Origin of the sequence: Pseudomonas sp. SIMBA_068, assembly GCF_046534705.1 — a bacterium.
Classification (GTDB): domain Bacteria; phylum Pseudomonadota; class Gammaproteobacteria; order Pseudomonadales; family Pseudomonadaceae; genus Aquipseudomonas; species Aquipseudomonas putida.
The window spans coordinates 346,065-365,396 of sequence record NZ_JAWRYI010000002.1 but is presented as its reverse complement, the minus strand read 5'-3'; the positions used below and the strand labels follow the sequence as shown (position 1 = coordinate 365,396).

The 19,332-nt window shown below is 62.2% G+C and carries 16 protein-coding genes; 1 reads left to right on the top strand and 15 read right to left on the bottom strand.

Going from position 1 to position 19,332, the window contains the following annotated elements:
• Positions 1–6: 6 nt before the first annotated feature.
• From SB756_RS07850 to SB756_RS07835, 4 genes are read right to left on the bottom strand one after another with little or no spacing between them, the layout of a single operon-like run.
• Positions 7–1,062, bottom strand: a complete 1,056-nt coding sequence (locus tag SB756_RS07850; RefSeq protein WP_410910596.1) for a hypothetical protein — start codon at positions 1,060–1,062, stop codon at positions 7–9.
• Complete coding sequence (locus SB756_RS07845) at positions 1,062–8,774, bottom strand: DUF1983 domain-containing protein (protein WP_410910595.1); 7,713 nt, start codon at positions 8,772–8,774, stop codon at positions 1,062–1,064. Before SB756_RS07845 ends, SB756_RS07850 begins: the two co-directional genes overlap by 1 nt.
• A 56-nt stretch (positions 8,775–8,830) precedes the next feature.
• Positions 8,831–9,427, bottom strand: coding sequence for a tail assembly protein (locus tag SB756_RS07840; protein WP_341796154.1), 597 nt, complete (start codon positions 9,425–9,427; stop codon positions 8,831–8,833).
• A gap of 55 nt (positions 9,428–9,482) precedes the next feature.
• On the bottom strand, positions 9,483–9,827 hold the full coding sequence (locus SB756_RS07835) for a hypothetical protein (RefSeq protein ID WP_410910594.1): 345 nt from the start codon (positions 9,825–9,827) through the stop codon (positions 9,483–9,485).
• 177 nt (positions 9,828–10,004) lie between these two features.
• Between SB756_RS07835 and SB756_RS07830 the strand changes: the two genes are divergently transcribed.
• Entirely contained in the window at positions 10,005–10,478 is a 474-nt protein-coding gene (locus SB756_RS07830; protein ID WP_410910593.1) for a hypothetical protein, read from the top strand.
• 259 nt (positions 10,479–10,737) lie between these two features.
• On the opposite strand, the gene SB756_RS07825 is transcribed toward SB756_RS07830, so the two are convergent.
• The 11 genes from SB756_RS07825 to SB756_RS07775 form a co-directional block, all read right to left on the bottom strand.
• Positions 10,738–11,493, bottom strand: coding sequence for a C40 family peptidase (locus SB756_RS07825; protein ID WP_410910592.1), 756 nt, complete (start codon positions 11,491–11,493; stop codon positions 10,738–10,740).
• A gap of 2 nt (positions 11,494–11,495) precedes the next feature.
• Positions 11,496–12,245 (bottom strand): phage minor tail protein L, encoded by a 750-nt coding sequence (locus SB756_RS07820; protein WP_410910591.1) that lies wholly within the window; start codon positions 12,243–12,245, stop codon positions 11,496–11,498.
• Between the two features lie 9 nt (positions 12,246–12,254).
• On the bottom strand, positions 12,255–12,593 hold the full coding sequence (locus SB756_RS07815; RefSeq protein ID WP_410910590.1) for a phage tail protein: 339 nt from the start codon (positions 12,591–12,593) through the stop codon (positions 12,255–12,257).
• The gene (locus SB756_RS07810; protein ID WP_410910589.1) at positions 12,593–16,048 is read right to left on the bottom strand and encodes a phage tail tape measure protein; all 3,456 of its coding nucleotides are present in this window, start codon (positions 16,046–16,048) and stop codon (positions 12,593–12,595) included. The genes SB756_RS07815 and SB756_RS07810 overlap by 1 nt, the downstream gene beginning before the upstream one ends.
• A 3-nt stretch (positions 16,049–16,051) precedes the next feature.
• On the bottom strand, positions 16,052–16,303 hold the full coding sequence (locus tag SB756_RS07805; protein ID WP_110160006.1) for a DUF1799 domain-containing protein: 252 nt from the start codon (positions 16,301–16,303) through the stop codon (positions 16,052–16,054).
• Between the two features lie 62 nt (positions 16,304–16,365).
• A complete protein-coding gene (locus tag SB756_RS07800; RefSeq protein WP_410910588.1) occupies positions 16,366–16,749 on the bottom strand; it encodes a phage tail assembly chaperone in 384 nt (127 codons plus the stop codon).
• A gap of 9 nt (positions 16,750–16,758) precedes the next feature.
• On the bottom strand, positions 16,759–17,418 hold the full coding sequence (locus SB756_RS07795) for a phage tail protein (RefSeq protein ID WP_084966431.1): 660 nt from the start codon (positions 17,416–17,418) through the stop codon (positions 16,759–16,761).
• Between the two features lie 39 nt (positions 17,419–17,457).
• On the bottom strand, positions 17,458–17,886 hold the full coding sequence (locus SB756_RS07790) for a phage tail terminator-like protein (protein WP_410910587.1): 429 nt from the start codon (positions 17,884–17,886) through the stop codon (positions 17,458–17,460).
• Positions 17,883–18,557 (bottom strand): hypothetical protein, encoded by a 675-nt coding sequence (locus SB756_RS07785; protein ID WP_410910586.1) that lies wholly within the window; start codon positions 18,555–18,557, stop codon positions 17,883–17,885. Before SB756_RS07785 ends, SB756_RS07790 begins: the two co-directional genes overlap by 4 nt.
• A 1-nt stretch (position 18,558) precedes the next feature.
• Positions 18,559–18,951 (bottom strand): hypothetical protein, encoded by a 393-nt coding sequence (locus SB756_RS07780; RefSeq protein ID WP_410910585.1) that lies wholly within the window; start codon positions 18,949–18,951, stop codon positions 18,559–18,561.
• Between the two features lie 3 nt (positions 18,952–18,954).
• Positions 18,955–19,332, bottom strand: coding sequence for a hypothetical protein (locus SB756_RS07775; protein WP_410910584.1), 378 nt, complete (start codon positions 19,330–19,332; stop codon positions 18,955–18,957).

Genomic DNA, 19,332 nt, shown 5'->3' with positions numbered 1-19,332 from the left:
AGGTCCTTAAAGCGGCTTCATTGGCCGGGAGGCAAACAGCGTTCGCCCGTTGGCTGTGAGTGGATTGATCCCCGAGGCGTTGTCGCAATACATCTGCAACAACGACCTATTGCCTGGAAGGAAACCTCCGAAGTTGGCTCGGAACGGCTGGGCCGTCTGTTCAATATTGGTTACCGAGAACAGCGCATTAGCCAACACATAGTCCTCGTAGCTACCCGTCCACGGCATCTGCTGGCTCGGCGCATAGTAGGCACCGCCTGTGATGGGATTCCCTGCCTGGATAAACTGGTTGCTGGCCGGTTGGCCGTTTAAAAGCGCCAAGTTCGCCGATGTCACAAAGGTTCGCGCTCCGGAAGCGTCCCTCACTGAAGCCCCATAGATACCCGCCGAAACAGCAGGTGTTTGGTAACTGGCGCAGAACCACTTGATATTCATCGGGTACAGCGCTACTTCACCGTGAGCCACTTGGTTGTTGTAGGCCTTGAGCCGGAATCCGGTCCAGTTCCCCGGGCTCCCTTTGACGTAAAAGTTCCCCACCATCATGTAGTTCTCGGCATTCAGAAATATCAGTGGCCGCTCATACGTGGTGATGGGGATCGGAAATGTCACATCCCCCCACTGAATCTGATTACCGCTACCAGGTCCCTGAAAGCCGATGTTGAAGCCCCCATTGGAGTGGACGGTCAGCACCTTGTTGATGGCGTCAATTTGCGTTCGAATGCCGTTGTTAGCCGCCTTGATGCCGTATGATCCGGAAGCCGCGAATGGCTCACCGCCCTGGGAGAGAATCATCACCTGCCATGTCCGCGTGCCGGGCTGCCTTAGTTGCAACTGCCCCGCGGAGTACCAAGCTTGTGGAGAGAAGGTGTTTTCACCGGCGTCAAACAGCGCATCCACCACCACAAACGACTGGGCCTGAATCTCGGGAATAGCTATGTATTGGTCGAACGCGCCATTGCCAGCGACCTGCATCATTTTCAACGAGCGCACGGAGGTGATCGTTGTGTCCAGCGTAATGGCCCCGGCCGCATCCCTCGTCCGGAGCCCATACAAATCAGCCATCAGGTAAGCCTCCCTACTGCTGTACGCTCGGTGCCATTGGCGTCGTAGACGTACAGACCGCCGTTGTTCAGCAACGTCGATCCGTTGGCATCCTGGCCGCGCACAGTGAACGATCCTGAAGCCAGATTGATTTCGATCAGTGGCAGCCCCTGCGAGTTGACCGCCTGGGACCGAAGCGTCATACCCACAACCAGACTCTGGATGAACGCTTGGTTGATCAATGCAGAGTTCAAGAACAGCTGGCCATCCTGGAACACGAACAAACTCGCCTCTGGCCCGTTCAACCCGTTGATGATTGCCACACGGTCGGCCGACAGCAGGATCTCCCCAACCGACCCATCACTTCCTTGGATGATGCCGGTGGCCACCTTCTTACCATTGGCATTGGTCTCGGTCTTCCAAGAAGACATGGCCGACACCCTGCCATCAACACCTGCAACCACTTCACTGACCTGCTGCACCGAAGCATTGGTCTGGCCCATCTGCGCCTGGACAGTTTCGACCTGCCGCCCAATGGCAATACCATCCTCGATCCGGGCCGACTGCTCAGTCCACACCCCCACCAGACCACCCGTGGCGCCGGCCAGACCGGTGCTGTCGCCTTCCATTTCCGGGTTCACCTGGACATACAGCCCGTCCAAGCGGGTGGCGGCCGCAGTGATCGCCGTGCCCTGCTGCTTGACCGTCGTGTCCATCTGGCTGATGGCCGTTGCCTGGGCACTGTTCACGCCTTCGGCATCGGTCATGCGATTGGTCAGGCTCAGCAGCGATTGCCCTTGGCTGGTAAGCGTCGTGCCCTGCTGCGTCACCGTGGTGCCCAAGGTGCTAATCGCTTCGCCGTTGGCCGCATCAGCTGCGGTTACCCGGCGGGCAACGATGTTGCACCACAGCGCCCTCCCTGTGCCGTCTGCCGGCTGAATCCGCGTGACGAAGCGCGCCGATACAGCCGCAGCCGGCGCCGTGAGCCGCCCGGAGAACGTCTGGAAGCCGCCGCCCGCCGAAAAGGTGAAGGCGTTGAAGTAGCCCAGATTGGTGTCCGTCTTGTCGAAGAACTGCACCTGGAAGTTGCCGGTCTGCCCAGCCGTCATGTAGGCGCGATACACGTCCGCCGACAAGTCGAACTGCTCGCCTCCCGAGACGATGAATCGTCCGGTACCACAGAAGCTGTTTGCATAGAACGCGATCGCCTTGCCGGCGGACGGGTGGGCGGTCAGCCCTGCAATCCCCGGGTTACCCGTCCACGGGTCGACCAGACCATCTTCGAACGTCCCACGCAGCACCAGGTTGTCCGGCTGCTGGCTCAAGGAAGCCTTCAGCTGGGTCAGCGCGGTGCCTTGGCTGTTGATCGTGCCGCCCTGGCTGGTGACGGTCGACTGAAGCGTCTGCAAGGCCGATGCATCTGCCTTGGAGGCCAGTTGCGTCAGCGCCGACTGTGCAGCCGCAGCCGCGTCCGTGGCCACTTTGTCGGTCACCGCCACCCACGCCGAACCGTTCCATCGTTTCGGGGTGTTGGCCGCAGCAGTCGTGTCGATCCACAGGTTCTCCGCTTGCCGATCAGCAACGGCCGGCGCGGCAGTCTGGTAAAGCACCTTGCCCTTGCTCCACGCCAAGTCAGCAGCCGCCTGCGCCGCCTGTTGCGCGGTGGTGACGTTGCCGTTGGTGGTTTGCAGGCTGTTGCCCAAGGTTGTGACAGCCGCGCTGGTCGAGGACAAGCCGCTCTCTGCTTGCGTCACCCGCACATCCAAGGCCTGGTTGGCCGCCGCCAGCACGCCGGTTGCACGTGCCGACGGTCCCGCCACAAATGGCGACGGGGCGTTGCTCTCGCCTACCCGCTTCTCGACCATGATCGAGTCCACCACGATCGCGGCACTCGCAGCGTTGTGGCGGTTCGGGTAGATCAGCAGGCCGACTTTGGAACTGCCCGTGATCGTGATGACAAAAGTCAGACGTTGGCGGTCGGTGGTGTAGTTCAGCGTGGCCGAGCGCGAGGTGACGCCGTCGTACAGGTTGGCCATGACCTGGCCGGCCGTGTCTCCCTTGACATACATCGACACCAGGTAGGTGCCCGCTTCCACCCGCATGTTGAATCCGGCCGCGTTGTTCGACGGCGCCAGGGTCACGTAGGCGAAGATGTTGTTCGCCTCTGTGGTCACCAGGCGCAGGCCGAACCCGGAGTCGGCTTCCGCTACAGCCACGCCAGTGCGGGCAAGCAACTGCCCGCTGAGCTCCGGCAGCGTGATCGAGGCCAGCCAGCTGTACGCGCTGTCGAGCAGGTTGGCCCCGTTCCCGGCCAGGCTGCCGATGGACGCCTGCAGCCCGGTGAGTGCATTGCCCTGGCTGGTCAGCGTATTGCCCTGATTGGTAACGGTGTTGCTCAGGGTTTGCAGCGCTGAGGCCTCGGCTTTCGTGGCCACCTGCGCCAAGGCGCTGGCTGCCGCCGCGGCGGCGTCCGTTGCCGCCTTGTCCGTCACCGCAACCCAGCCAGAGCCGGTCCAGCGTTTGGGTGTGTTCGCCCCTCCTGTGGTATCGATCCAAAGGTTCTGCGCCAGGCGCTTGTCGGCGGCCGGCGTGGCAGTGCCATAAATGACCTCACCCTTGGCGCCAGCCTTGTCCGATGCCGCCTGGGCAGCCTGCTGCGCTGTGGTCACGTTGCCGTTGGTGGTTTGAAGACCACTGTTCAGCTGGGTGATGCTCGCGCCCTGGCTGCTGAGGGTGTTGCCTTGGCTGGTGACCGTATTGCTCAGCGTCTGCAAGGCCGAAGCGTCTGCCTTACCCTGCGCAACGCTCTGCAGGTCATTGCTCAGCTGGGTCAGGGCCTGGCCATGGCTGGTCAGGGTTGTGCCCTGCTGGGTGACCGTGCTGGTGAGGTTGCTCACCGCATCCGCGTTGGCCGCGTCAGCCGCCGTCACCCGGCGCGCCAGGATGTTGCACCACAGCGAGCGGCCGGTACCGTCTGCCGGCTCAGTCCGGGTCACGAACCGCGCCGAAACCGCTCCCTCCGGCGCGGTGATGCGGCCGGCTTGCGCCTTGAAGCCTGTGGACGCTGCCGACACCGTAAATGCCGTGAAATAGCCCAGGTTGGCCCCGGCCTTGTCCTGAAACTGCATCTGCAGGCGGGTGGTCTGCCCCGCCGTCATGTAGTTCGGCCAGACATCGGCCGCCAGGTCGAACTGCTCGCCGCCCTTGGTCAGGACATTGAAGCCCACGCCGCAGAAGCTGTTGTCGTAGAACGAGATACCCTTCCCGGCCGATGGGTGCGCCGAGATATTGGTGATGCCCGGGTTGTTCGTCCAGGGCTCGACCAGACCATCCTCGAAGCTACCGCGGAGGATCAGGTTGTCAGGTTGCTGCCCGATCGAGGCCTTGAGCTGGGTGAGCGCCGCACCTTGGCTAGTCAGGGTGGTGCCCTGGCTGATTACTTCGGAGTTCAATGCCTGGAGCGCTGAAGCATCGGCCTTGTTCGCCACCTGCGCCAGCGCGCTGGCAGCCGCTGCGGCGGCGTCGGTCGCCACCTTGTCGGTGACGGCCACCCAGGCACTGCCGTTCCAGCGCTTGGGCGTATTCGCCGCCCCAGTCGTATCGATCCAGAGATTTTCCGCCTGACGGTCGGCCACCGCCGGCGCCGCCGACTGATACAGCACCTTGCCCTTGCTGCCGGCCAGACTGGCTGCGGCCTGGGCCGCCTGCTGAGCCGTGGCAACGTTGCCGTTGGTGGTCTGCAGGCTGTTGTTGAGCTCGGTGATGCTGCTGCCCTGGCTCGACAACGTGTTGCCCTGGTTGGTCACCGTGGTGCTGAGCGCCTGGAGCGCCGAAGCATCAGCCTTGCCGGCCAGCTGCGACAGTGCCGACTGTGCAGCCGCTGCGGCGTCGGTGGCCACCTTGTCCGTCACAGCCAGCCAGGCGGTACCGCTCCACCGTTTCGGGGTGTTGGCGTTGCCGGTGGTGTCGATCCACAGGTTCTGCGGGAGACGATCCGCAGCGGCCGGTGCAGTCGCCTGCACCAGCACCTTGCCTTTGCCACCCGCCAGCGTGGCCGCGTCCTGGGCGGCCTGCTGGGCGGCGGTGACGTTCTGGTTGGTAGTGGTCAGGCTGCTGCCCAGCGCGGTGACGGCAGAGGCGTTCGCCTCATCGCCACTGATCCGGGCGGTACGCTCATCCACAACCGAAGCGACCGACGCCGACGGCGCGATCTGGCCAACAGCGATCCAGTCGATTTCGAAGACATCACCCGCAGTGCCGCTGATCCACAGGTAGAACCTGGTGATCGTGCTGTCCGACCAGTCGCTGCCGCCATTGGTCAGCTGCGACATGTCCCACTCGAGCACCATGGTCTGCCCGACCGCCAGGCCAGGGTTGGGGATGATCTTGTTGTACGCGGTCGACGAGCCGTGCCCGGCCGTGGCGTAGGACACCTGGCCAGTCCAGCCGGTGCCCGCACGCCGGGTGATCCGGCAACGAATACGGTCGTGGTCCCGTCCTTTGATCGAGACAGCCGGAGCGTTGAGGTATGCCCCAGCGCCGTCATTCGTGACGATCAAGCGGCCGTTCTCAACCGCCAGCGTGCAGCGAGTACCAGACCAGCCCTCAGTGGTGGAGGCAAAGCCGTAGTTCAACGTCGAGTCAAACCCTCCAGATTCGGCGCGCAGCGTGGCGATCTGTGAGGCCAGGGCCGAGTCAGCATTGGTCCGTGCCGTGGTCTCATTGCCGATCGCGGCGGCGTTCGACGCGGTGCTTGCCGCCACTGTAGCGATACTTTGACCCAGCGCCGAATCGGCATTGGCCCTGGTGGTGGCCTCTGCCTGAATCGCCGCGGCATTATTGCCGGCGGACGCCGTGACGGTGTCGATCTTCTGGCTGAGCGAGTCGTCTGCCGACTGACGGGCCTGCGTCTCGCTAGTGATCGCTGCCCCGCGCGCCTGCGCTTCGGACAGCAAGCCCTGTGCACGGGCAGCTGACTCATCGCTGATCGCCTTGGTGCGCGCCTGGGTTTCGACGGCGATCGCCTTGTTGCGGTCCACCACCTCCGTCGCGATCGCCTGGTTACGGGCCGATGTTTCAGCGGCAATGGCTTGACCCCGGGCCGTGGCCTCAGTAGCGATGGCCTGGGCACGAGCAGTCGCCTCAGCTGCAAGACGCTGGGCTACCGAACCTGCCTGGGTTGGCGGCCCCGAAATCAGCGAAATTTCCTCCCGGAGTGCGGGATACAAGGCACCATTGCTGATCTTGTCCTTGAAGTACTCCTCATATTCGGACTGGTTGCTGCTGGACTGCCCGTTTACCCCGACGCCCGCCGGATACCAAGGCCCCACATTGCCGCTGCGGTCCACCAGGCGAGCCCAGTAGTAGAAGGACACGCCCGCAGCCAGTCCGTGAATCTCGTGCTCGGCCTGCGGATAGGCATAGTCGCCCAGCTTGGCGGCGTCATCATGGGAGGTAGTCGGGCTCTGCCAGATTTCCGTGCGCTGGGTATCTTCCGCACCGGGAGGAAAGGCCCAGTTCAGCCGAGTGCCATAAACCAGCGGAGTAGCCGACAGCGACGCGACGGCCGGTGGCAGTCCGACCTTCCCTTGGAGCTGGGTGAGGCTGGAGTCGCGCCAGATCGAGGTGATGTCGAATGAGCTAACCGCGCGCACGCGAGCCAGATACGCACCGGCATAAATCCCCACTACCTCAACGGAGGCAGCGCCGGTGCGCTGCACACGGACCCAGTTGCCGTTGTCCTTACGCCACTCGACGTCATAGGCCACGGCCCCCTGCACTGCAGGCCAGGCGATGGTCATGGTGTTGACCCCGATTCCCTGGTCCACGGCGTAGGTCGAGGTCAGGGTAACGCTGGCAGGTGGCAGCACGGTCGTCACAGGTATGACGCTGATCGGACGCTCATCCAGCTTCGCGCCGGTGTCGATCGCCGCAAACTTGCTCGGGTTGAACTCGAGGGCGGTGATCTCGTAGTCGCCTTCCTGGGTGCGCGTAGTCTTCAGCACCCGGAACAGCTGGACAGCCAGGTCGTGGTAATCGATTGCCCACTGCAGTTCCGGCTCGGGCTGCACGCCATACGCGGTGGTTACCGTCACCGCGCGGCCGGCGACTGACTGCACCGTGCGTGCCTGGGCAGTGCCGTTCGGCAGGTTCAAGATCAGCCGGTCGCCTGCCTTGATCGGCGTGTCACGGTCCAATGTCACAACGCGCCCGGCAGCCGCCGAAATCCGGCCGCCGTTTGGACGGCCCGCCACCAGCTCGTCTGCGACGGGAATCACGTAGCCAGGCAGCGGAATGCGCCCTTCCATGCCGGTCTTGAAAGTGACGGTGCGGTCTTGGCTGTTACTCAGCAGCGCCCACTTGCCGCGGCGCTGAGCCTCGGACGCACGGGTGCAGCCGATGGCCGAAATCTCCACCGGACGGTCTCGGTAGCGGCGCTGGAGAGCATTGTCGGTGACCGGAATGACATCGGTGTCGTAGTTGTTAGCCGGGTTGTCGTAGCTGACCAGGGCGCGGCTGTAGTGCGTATTGCGCTCGGCGCCGCCATAGACGAACTCGCCATCGATGACGTTGGCCCGGGTGAAGACGTAGTCGATGTCCTGGGCGCGCGGCATGTCCGCCTGCATGAACAACGAGCCGTGAGCCCAGTACACCATGCCACGGTAGATAGCCGACAGGTCGCGCAGCAGCGTCCAAGCCTCAGCGCGACCCTGCAGGTTCATGTCGCACAAAAAACGCGGCTCCTGGCCGCCCTGCCCGTTCGGCACCAGTTGGTCGCAGTACTGGGCGATGCGGTACATCTCCCATTTGTCGACCATCCACGACTTGATGCGCTTACCTAGGCCGAAACGATCCTCGACGCACAGGCCGTAAGTCACAAAGGCCGGGTTGTTGGTCCAGGCCTGCTTGAAGGTGCCGTCCCATACGCCGGTATAGGTGCGTGCAACGGGATCGTAGTTGGTCGGCACCGGCCAGCGCTTGGCCTTGCACTTCACGGTTACCGCAGGGATGTTCTGGAACTGCTGGGCGTCAAACTCGATGTACAGGAGCGCGGTGTTGGGGTAGCGCAGTTTCTCGTCAATGATTTCGGTGTAGCCGGCGATAGTCATAGTGTCGGCTACAGTGCCACTGTTCTGGTTCGGCGTTATCCGACGGACACGGAACATCCAGCCCGAAGTGCTGGCTGGAAGGTCGACGCTGACGGAGCGCTGATAGCCGTTGGTGGTCTTGCCGTCCACTGCGCCACGGTGAGCCTCGACATAGGCACCGCCGTCGGTAGCGATGTCGATCGCATACTCGATACGATACCCGTTGGTGTTGCCACTACTGTCCTGGCTGGCCAAGCGAGGCCAGGTGAAGCGAAGGCGTAGGCGCGAAAGCTGGGTGTTGCTCAGAGCGCGCGTGAATGGGTTGTCGCTACGCAGCTCGACGTTAACCGTGTTCTCGTTCTCGATTGCAGGAATACCCTTGATGTATTCCTGATCGATGCTGCCTGTACGCCACTCCCAACTCACGCCCGGGAAGTTCACGTTGCCGCTGACATCCATGATCGGTGTGTTGTCGAGGTAAATGTCACGGTCAGTTGGCGTGCCGTCGAATTCCCCTTCCCCCACGGCTAGCAGGATGCTCGCGATGTTGGTCGACTGTAGGCTGTCCGGCGCCTCAACAGGCGTCTTCGGCTTGCTGCTGCCGCCTTTCGCGCCAGCGATGTCCAGGTGCTGTGCTGCGCCCATACTTATCTCCAAGCAATAAAAAACCGCCCGGAGGCGGCTTGTTCGTTCAGCCGTGGCTACTTCTTGTCTTCGGCACGAATCGACACAGAGATGATCGCCCCGCCCCAGCGACGTTCGCCGATGCAGATCGGAACAGGGTTGCCGCTGGCCGTGGTGTTTTTGGCGCTGCCGAAGGCGTAACTCGGTAGGTTTTCAGGGGCGGCGCTCTGGGATAGGCCCTTTGCTTGGGGGCTTAGCATCTGGATGACGCCGCCCAAGGCGAGTGATGCTCCGAGGGATTGCCCCCACCCCTGCATCCCAGGAACGAAAAACGACGCGGCGAAGATTACGGTTCCAATGATCGTCTGAAGAAGACCTCCGCGCTTGCTCCCGCCGATCACGGGAACAATGCGGATTTCTTTGGTGCCACGGCGCCCAAGGTCATCGGCGCCTACATTTTTTCGGTTGCGGAAGACGGCGAAGCGGACTCCCAGGGCATCAAGCCGTCTGATCTCCTCCACGAAGCCGGGAAGAGTAACGCGCAACGCTTTGAACGCTTCCCACCCCTCTCCACTATCCAACTGGCGGCAATGCGCACGGCCAAATTTCTGAGCCAGCGAGCCGGAAAGCTTGATCGTTGTCATCTGCGCGTAATGCGCAACCGTTGCAGCCATACTTTCCTCCGGGCAATAAAAAACCGCCCGGAGGCGGTTGATAGGTGGTGTTACATCAAAGGCACGATTTTACTGCACCCTCTATCGCGGAACGCCCGACACCTGGCATCCATGGAACCCGCTGATAGAACACAACCGAGCTACCCGTGCCCGTCTTAGAGACCTCAAGCAATTCGTCTGTCAGGTTCATCGCAGCAATGACTAGACGGTAGCCATTCTGAGTCTCTGACATGGTCGCTTCAGATCGAGCATCCTGCCATTGAGGGAATACACATAGCGCGTACTCCTTTGGCGACTTCTTGGTAACAGCTTTGGTCGTTGGAGAATTACCTTTCAGGTCGCTCGGCGACACGCACCCCGCCAGCAACGCCAGCCCCACCACCCCGAACAGAATTCGCATGTGATCCCTCCCTTGAAACCAGCGACTGTAGCAGCCGAACTGGTCGGGCATCCAGCGTGGATGGAAAGCCAGTAACGCGCCAGCATTTCGCCATAGTAGCTTTGCACCTCCAATGAACCGCCCTGGTCCATTGCCAGAAAGCCCATGGACTGGGGCCTTATCGAGCCAAGAAACACAATGTCAAGCTATTCACTACCCGAGGGGCTGAGCTATGTGCCGGTCAAATTTATGGACGACAATGGGGTGGTGCGGGATCGTCGCCCAGGGCGCCCTGTGGTCCAAGTAGTTTTGCGGTACGCACAAGATGCTCAGGCGAAAGCGCAAGCGCCGGAAAACCCGAACCCAACTTACGCACTTTTAGATACCGGCGCTGACTACAACTACGGAACGGCAGAAGCTATCAGCATGGCCCAATGCCCACAGATCGGGACGTCCACCATAAGATGCAACGCAGGCTCCATCGCTAGCACTCAACATAGATGCCACATCTACTTCCCTGAAGCGAAAGTACAGCTGGAGACGGACATTTTCTCTGTACCGCTTCGTAATAGCAGCGCGACCGAGGATCTAGTTGTCGGAATGCTGACGATTGAATGCGGGGCACTAGTGCTGGATTTCAAGAAAGATATTTATCGCCTTTACTTGGGCTAGTCACCACTCTGGTTGAAATGGTCCTGATGCGTTCCACCTTGGTGCCTTCAAGCGAGCACCACCCAACAAACAGCAACTCTCGTGAATCCCACGGCCCATCCTGTGGCAATGGGACGACTTCGCTGTCGTCCCATCTGCAGGGTGTCGCCGGCTTCACGGGAACGACTTTTGCCCTTGGGTCGATCCTGGTTTCAAGCCTGCTCACGGCCACGACATCCGCCTTCTGATTGCTCATAGCCACTCCTGCGGCCTGGCCGCTTCACTTCGCGTCCCGGTGACGCAACACAAGGCGCGTCCGGTCGAGCCAGGGCCCGCCGAACACGATGATTTCTGATGGCCTGCCGAGCAGGTGGTGCAGCATGAAGGGGCCGGGGCCGAACACCTGGACATGCTCTTCTGGCAGCTGCGCTTCAGCGCCCAGGTAGATACCTGCGTGGTTCGGGTGGGCGGTACGGCCAACGGCCATGACGATCATGTCGCCACGCTGTGGTTGGCTGACTTGGTAGAACCCAGCGGCCTCGTAGGCCTGCTCGTAAAGGCTCGGGCCATCCTCCTGCTCCCACCACCCCTCCTCCCGGGCGTAAGCCGGAAACTCCAGCCCCCACTCCCGCTTGTACCAGTCTGCGCAGACCTGCCAGCAGTCCCAAGCGCCGTGCACGAATGGCCTACCCAGCAGCGGCGCGTGGCCGGTAGGGGTAATGCTGCGAAGATCACCTTCAGGCCACGACAGGATGTGCCAGGGCAAGCCTGTGGCCTCACATATGGCCAAGTCACGCGGCGAGGGCCTGCTGGTAGCGTCCGGGTGCGAGTGCACGATGCCGATCACCTGGCCTTGGTCTTCGGCTGCTGCATACTGCTCCGGGGAGATACGGAACTCCTCGGCGGGATCGATCGCGGTGTTGTCGCATGGGATGTACCGCTGGGAGCGCCCCACGGTGATGATCAGCCCGCAACACTCCCGCGGGTATTCCGCCGCAGCGTGCATTTGCACGGCGGCGAGGATGTGCTTTCGCATGGTCAGCTCCGCGTGATCAGGGAAACAGCTGGAAAGCCGCCGAATGGGAGTTGATTGCCCTGCCCGAAGCGAACGGTGCAGCCCGAATCCAGGCAGCCGTTGCACTGATCCTTGGCCGGATCGTCTGTAGCGCTCCCGTCCAGGTCAAAGTAGGGGCCGGTGTAACCGCAATTGGGGCCGCGGTAGCCAGCAGTCATTGCCCAGTGGCACAGTTGGGTCATCTGCCGGCCAATGGTTTCGCCGCCGACATCACCGGGGCTGGCCAGCTCCCAGGAAACCGTGGTGCCGTTCTCGGAAACCTTCTGGTCGATGTACCAAACCTCAATCGCTTCCTCGGTAGGGTCGGCCTCCGGGTTACCAGCGGGGAAGTTGGCCGCATCTAGGTAGCGGGCCATGGTGTGGCGCATGGTCAGTTTGAATTCGAGCAGATTATCGAAGGCCAGGCACAGCGCTGTGATCCTTCCGTTGACATTGCCAACCGTCAGAGTCGGGCGTACAGCGGTGCCGTCCGAGTTCGCTTCAATGCCCTCGATCTGCATGGGCCAGGCGCCGTACTCGTTGCCCTGCCACCAGATCGACTTCGCCGGAAGCTGATCAGCGTTGACGCCAGCCGCTGCCAGCTCTTCGGGCGTGTGAGGGATTGCGTGCCCATGGAAACGCAGCGTATCGGCGCCAAAGTCAGAGCCATCCAGCTCAAACAGCAACACCTCGCTGCCAGGCTCCAGGGTCTGGATGTCCTTGATGAATGGCATGGTGAATCCTTACGGGTGAAATGCACGCTCGAAGTTGGCGGTGACTTTGAATCGGCCACCCCCGACGGGCGTGGGCTTGGGGTCAGTGCAAGTGAAGAGCCCGAGATCCCCGAGCGGCGTCGACCAGAGAAAAGCCTTGGCGCCGCCGTGCCGGTCGAAGAACTCCATGATCTTGCGGACCTGGGCCTTCGTGCCGGTTACGGTGATCGGGTAGCTGTCCTCTTTGTTGTTGGGGCCGTCACCCACCGTTTGCCGGTAGCCTCCGCCGAAACGGGACTCGCGGACCCGGTAACTGATCTCTGGCGTTTCGCCGCGCTGGGTGGGCCAGCTGAACTTCTCGATGGCCATCAGCGCCTCCCTTGTGCGTTTCGGTAGCTCACTCCGCCCGGGCGCCACGAATCTGCGACCGCCTTTTCTGCAGCAATCTGCAACTGCTTCTGCATGTTCTGTTGAAGCAGTGCTTGATCGAGCTGCATCCCCTCGTTACTTCGGTCCTCCATGACCAGGCTGATCGGAGCCGACAGGCTAATAGCGGTTCCAGATCCTCCTCCGACCGCCCTGACGCCTAATTGGCCGCCGGACGTGCGGGTCAGAGGCATGACAGCTTCGTCGCCAGCCTCCCCCATCACACCGAGCTTGCCCCCGGCCATGCCGAAGGCCGTGGGCGTGCTCACGATGGAGTTAGTGAACGCACCGCCATTGGCGAACAACTGCACACCATTGCTCCAGGCGCCGCCATCAGCCTGGCGCGCGGCCGCCCATGCGTCGATGATCTCAGGACTGTAACCGGCTTGTGTTGATCCAGCAGATGAGGCCCCACCGCCAAACCATGCAGAGGCTGCGGTAGAACCCCAACTCACTAAACTACCTAGCAGCCCTGATGCAGCCCGCTGTGTCTCGATCCTCACCATGTCGGCCAGAATCGACCTGGTGAAGTCTGCGAACGAGAACTTGCCGGTCATGGCGAAGTTCACGACCGCGTCCTCCATCGAGCTGAAGGCGTTGGTGAACAGGGATCTTGTCTGCCCGGCGACATCCCGGGCCTGTTCCAGGTAGTTCTGGAAGGCCGACGACGCCCCCTTGCGCCAATCGCCCTGGGCGGCCGTCATCTGGTCGTAGTTGGCGATGGTGGTTTCCTGCAGGTCCTTCTCGGTCTTGCTCAGGGCAGCCAGCTTCTGGTTGTACTCATCGAGGCTCATGCCACGGGAGCCGTCACCGTACTGGTTGGCTAAGTCCAGGCGCTGCTGGTTCATCCGGTCAGTGATGCCGTTCTGCTGGTCCTGCAGGCTGCGCTGACGATCGCCAAGCCCAAGGCCATCAGCGGAACGCTGCCCCTGCAGCCTAAGCGCCAGCACCTGCTGGTCAAGGGCATCGGTGTAGGTCTGCACGGCCCTGGCCTGTTTGGCCAGCCGGCCTTGCTCATTTGTCGCCAGCACCGAAAGCTCGGTATCGGCGTCCTTTTGCGCCTTAACCATTGCGGCGCGGGCGTCAGCAATTTTCTGGTCGAGCTGGATTCGCTGCTGAGCGCTGGTGCCGCTTCGCCCCTTGGCATCCTCCAGCGCCTTGATCTCTGCCTCGTAGGCGTTCGTGACCTCGGCCTTTTGCTGCTCGAGGATTGCGGCCCGCTGGGCTGCGTACGACTCTTGCGAGATCAGACCGGCCTTCTGTGCCGCGTCCAGCTCCTTCTGGTGGTTCTTGTACTCGGCCAGGATGGCATTCAGCGCGTTCTTCTGGTCGTTGAACCCGGAGAGGTCGACTGACGTGGTACGCCCGGCAGGATCCTTGAACTGCTTGGCGATGTCGGCCTCTACCCTGGCGATACGCTCGGGCTTCAGACGCTCATCGTCGGGATTCTTTAGCCGGATGGCGTCGAGCGATTTCCGGTATTCCTTTAGTTTTTCTGCGCGCTTCTCAGCGTTCGTCCATGCAGATTTTTCCAGTGCGTCTACTTTGTCTGTTGCGACGATTGCTGCCTGCTGACTGCGCGCCTCGTCCTCACGCGCTTTTGCTATACCCTCCTGCTCTTTTCGGTAGAGCTTGAGAGTGCGCAGACGATCCTCATCTTCCTCGCGGGTTCGGCCGCGCTCCATTAGGTCAGGATTGTCCTCACCGATCATCGGAGTTGAGCTGTAGGACTGGGGGTCCGCCAGCTTTCGCTCAAGCCCTTCGATCTGCTGGGCCAGCGTGACCTCTCTGCCGACACCGTACGTTGCATCAAGAGCTCCTGCCGCTGCAGCCTTGATTCCCTTCCAGGCCTTCTCAATCAGGCCAAGATTTTCAGTTATTTGCCCAGACCGCTCCTTGACGGTATCCGCGTAGGTGTCTGTGAGCAGCTTGGCGGCTCCGATGGTATCGCCCTGTTCCTTCAGGGCAACGATCTGTGAGTAGGTCGAAGCGGTCAGAAAGTTGTACTGCTGGTTAAGCTCCTTGGCCGCTGCCACTGGGTCTTTGCCGATCTTCACGAACTCGGCAACGGTATCCTCGACTGCCTTGCCGGTCGCTGAACGCCACTCTAGCGCGGCCTCAGTGATCTCGACGAAACTCTCGGAGGCGACCTTGCCGCTACCGGCCAGCTGAGTGAGCACTTCAGCGGCAGCGCCCGTGGTGCCGACAGTGGACGAGACCTCCCGTGCCATTGCTGACAGTCTATCCGACGTTGTGCCAGCCGCATTACCAGTGGTGATCAACGCCTTCTGGTATCCGACCGCTTCTTCGCTGCCCTTGTAGTAGGCATAGCCAAGCACACCTACCGCTGCTGCCGCGACAGTGAATGGATTCACCAGCCCCATGACGTAGCCGCCCAAGGCCTGGGCGGCAGGACCTATGCCGCCGAACATGTCCTTGAGCTGCCCGCCCTGCTGAAGCAGGACAGTTAACGGGGCCTGGCCGCCCTGCAGGGACACAACGATGTCAGTGAACTGCGCCGGAACGCCGCGCAATGCAGCAGCCGTAGCCTTGGCCGTCATACCCGTCTTGTTCAGCGCAGTGTCGGCACCGCCCAGCGCAGTACGCGCCTGATCGATTTTCGCCTGGTACTCGCCGAAGGTATCTGCATCGAGCGACCCACTGGTGCGGAAGCCCTTCAGCTTCTGCTCCATCTGGTCCAGGCGGCTCATTGCCGCGACGGTCGGGTCGATCTTACCCAGCAGCTCCTCAAGAGCCTGACCTTCTTCCCGATGCGCGCCGGCGGCCTTCTTCGCCGCCTCAGCCTGGCGCTCTTCTGTGGCAATGAGGGCCTGGGCCCGGCTTTTGATGGCAGCCTGCCGACTTGCGCTCTCGGACAGGACACCGTTAGCCTGAGAGGTGACCTCGACTGTGTGCTCGGTGGCCCGGTTGAGCGACTGAACGAACTGGCTGGCCTCCATCGAGGCTTTGGCCACGGCCAGAATCCTGGACTGCTGCTCGTCGGCGGATTCGGCAGCGCGCCGGCCGGCTTGGGCGCCCGCATCTGTGGCACTGGTCAGCGTTTCCTGAACCTTACCCGCCTGAGCGGCTTCGGTTCGGAACGCCCCCATATTCACTGCGGCACTGCTGAACGCCGTTGAGGCGCTGGTAACAGCGCGCCCCACGGTAGCCATCTGCTGCGCCAGCTCGGCCTGCTTGGCGTTGAGTGACTGCAGCTCCTGGACGATCTGGCGGGTGTCACCTTGCAGGCTGCCCAGGGCAGTCTCCCAAGCGCGCCCAGTTCGCCCAGCCGACTCCTCGCTGCGCTTGCCGGCGTCCGTCAGCTGGTCGAGATTGTCCTTGGCCTCAACGGCATCACCGGAGTCGATCTGAAGACCGAGAGAGGCAATGGTGGTCATGATCTACTCCATGGATTCGGCCATGACGGCCAAGGCCTCGACCTCCATAACGCGGAGATCGGGAAAAATGTCGGTGAGGTCGCGGCGCTTGATGCCGAGCATCGAGGCTGTTGCGGGGATGGCTGTGTAGTCCAGGCCAGACGGGCCGCCCGTTCCAACCCGCCACTGCGTGCCCATCGCGTCGAAAAGCCGAAAGGCTGGCCAAGCGTCTGGCCAAACCTCCACTTCCTCTTCAGGGATGTCCGCCAGGGTCAGCCCCAGCGGGGCCAGTTGCTCGGCAGATGGCCCACGCTCATAACAGGCCCGGGCCGCCGCCCTCAGTTTCCCAATCGGGCCGGGCTGTAAGCAGCTTGGAAGGCGTCGATGACGGCCTTAGGTGCACGCGTGCAGGTACGGACCAATTCGAGGATCGCCTTCTGACTGAACTTGTCCTCCAAGTCCCACCCTGTGACGATTTCGCCCAGTTGCTCGGCCTGCAGAGCGATTTCGCCAGCGGTCACCTCTTCCCACGTAGCGTTGTCGGCCCTGGCCTGCTCCGCCCAAGCGTCGCGAGCCTTGTTCCAGCGATCAAACATGCCGGCCAGCTTCACGCGATCCATATAGCGGAACTCAAATTCCACCGGCACTGGCTCTCCACCGATTCGAGGAACCTGCACCTCGGCAGTGAACGTCGGGTTCTGCGCGATTTTGATCTTCGCCATGGGGGCTCCTTATGCGCCTGCTAAGTAACGGACCGGACGACCCGACAGCGCGATGCTGATGGTGCGGGTCATGAGGTTGTTACGCTCCATCGTTGGGGTGGTGGTGATGCTCACGTAACCTGGGTAGAGGATCTGGTCGCCATTTGGCAACTTCAGACGCACTACGGTCAGCTCCTTGCTATCGCCATAGGCCTCGACCAGGCCCACGTAGGCAGCCGCAGGCTGATCCTCGACAGTGATCGAAAGCGTGATCGGGTTACGATTGGTGGGGAACTGGCGATCGTCGTCGTCCTCAAGGTACCCGACCGTGAGGTACTGCTGCTCACCGCCCGAAGAGGTGAAAGCGGTCACCTTCGAGATCTGAGCCCAGTTGGTCACCGGGATAACAGAGCCCACACCCGCCCCGGCCGTGTACTTATCGGTGTTGGTGGTGTTCAGTCCGGCCAGCGAAAACTTGTCAGCGGCAACACTGGCCGCGCGAACAGCGCGGTCGTTGATCAGCGACCAACCTGAGCTGACGACAAGAACATCGCCGTTCTTGATGGTGTGTCCTGCCGCGCTGGCCACAGGCGGCGCAGCGTTGGTTAGAGCGGTGTAGGCTACGGCAGCGGCGAGTACGCTGGCGATTTCCAGCACGGAGCCGTTCGGCAGCGGGAAGCGTGCGGCCATGGGTTGTTTCCTCTTGATAGCCCGCCAGGCGGCGGTTGGTTATGCCCCAGCGGGCGATTGGTCCGCGACACCGCGGTAGGTGAAGCTGGCCGGCACCGTATAGGTTGCCGACTCGGTGATGGTTGGGCCCTGGTCAACAGGTTCGGTAACCAAACCCTCGAAGCCGTTGCGGCTGAGCTCCGAGTCAGCCCGGAAGAGGCTCGAAAGCTCACCGACCAGGGCCTCAGCGGTAGCCAGTGGCTGGCCCGCCGGGCAGACGATGCTCACTTGGTAGACACCGGTGTACTCGTAGGCATCGCTGCCCAGATAGCGGCAAGTGGTGCCCGCTGGCAGTTGGAACGCCTGCAGGTAGGTTTCGTCGGCCCCGGCCACGAACCCCTGCTCGAAGTTCGCGATCCGGATAGGGCGCGCCGTGGCCCAGGCCATCAACTTGATCTCGATGGCCTGCCTGGCTCGTGCTTGGCTCATAAGCTGTTGTTCCTGATGGCTTCGTCAACGATGCGTTGGAAGTTGGCCAGGGTGACCCTGACTATGCCGGCCGGCGCCTGCGTTGAATGTCCGTACTCGAGCGGAATGGCGTAAGGCAGGTTGTTCACGATGTACGCCGTCTGGCCGATGGTCAGCGCCTGCACTTGGGTGATGAGCGCGGCAATGGCCTCGCTGCCCGACGGGTCTATGCGGTCGAGTTCCTCAGTCGCCGGTGAATCGATGGAGAACTGCCAGTTGCCCCGGAACCGTCCGCCGACGTAGCCCTGGCCTGCAACCATCCCGTTCACAGCGAAGTTCCGCACACGCTCGGTCGTGGTCAGCGGCTTCGCGTACTTCACGCCCTTACGCAGCTTGCCGGCCTTGGTGAAGTTGTCCTGGTTCAGGTTGATCAGGGTGTTGCGCACCGCGACCTTGAAGTCGTAATCGTCGGCGGCCTTGTTGGCCTTGGCCCGGTGTGCAACGTTTGCCGCCCACAGCTCCGGATTGCCTACTGGCGAGATGCGGATAACGCTGCTGCCGATCTCGATCACGATCTCGCGGAAGGTCGCGTCCAGGGCTTGCTCCGCCTGCTCGGCGAATGCCCTGATAGCTTCGGCAAAGTTGCCCTGCTGCCCACCGTATCGCTGAGCCATGTGTGAGCCGCGCGCCATATCACTTCCTCAGCTGGACGGTCCAAGTCGCCTGGGCCGGGTCCTCGGACACATTGAGTGCGCGGTAGCCGCTCACTTGGTCTCCGATCTTGGGCGTCGCCGGGACATCGGTGACAGCGCCAGCCTGCCCCTCGAACAGTTCGTTCTGAAGCAACAGCAGCTTCACGTCCTCGGTCTGGATGCGCGAACCATCGATTTCCTTGGCCAGGTAGCTGCCGAACACGCCGCGGCCGGCGTAGTAGATAGTCGAGGCCGGGACGGTGCCGCCAATCGCGGGGTCATACCCACCCTTCACGACACGAGATCCGGCCACCGGCTTCACCGCATCGGCCAGGCCGTCCGGATCATCGAACGCTTCCGCCAGATCGGCCTGGATTTCTTCGCGCATACCCATGGGTCAGATCCTCTTGAGCATTACTGTGCCGGCGCGGCGGGTCCAAGGTGCGATAAGGTCGAGAGCGAAGTTCTCGCCGGTCGAGCGATCAAAAGACCCCGCGACGTAGGTCTTACTGGTCGAGGTGCCAGCCTGGGCGGACACGGTCTTGCTTTGCACCTCACGCTGGGTGTCCTTATAAAGCTTGCCGGCTGCCGCCAGCTTGGCCACCTGCGCGCCAGCACTCACGATGGCGTCTGGCACGGGGTCTGGCACCGGTCGCTTGATCTTGGCCGTGAGCCAAGCATTGGCCATGGCCACGGCAAGGACCGCATCACCGGTGCCGGCCCAGCCCTGCCCGAGCTTCTGGTCAACATCAGCAACAGTGATGAAGTCGGTCAT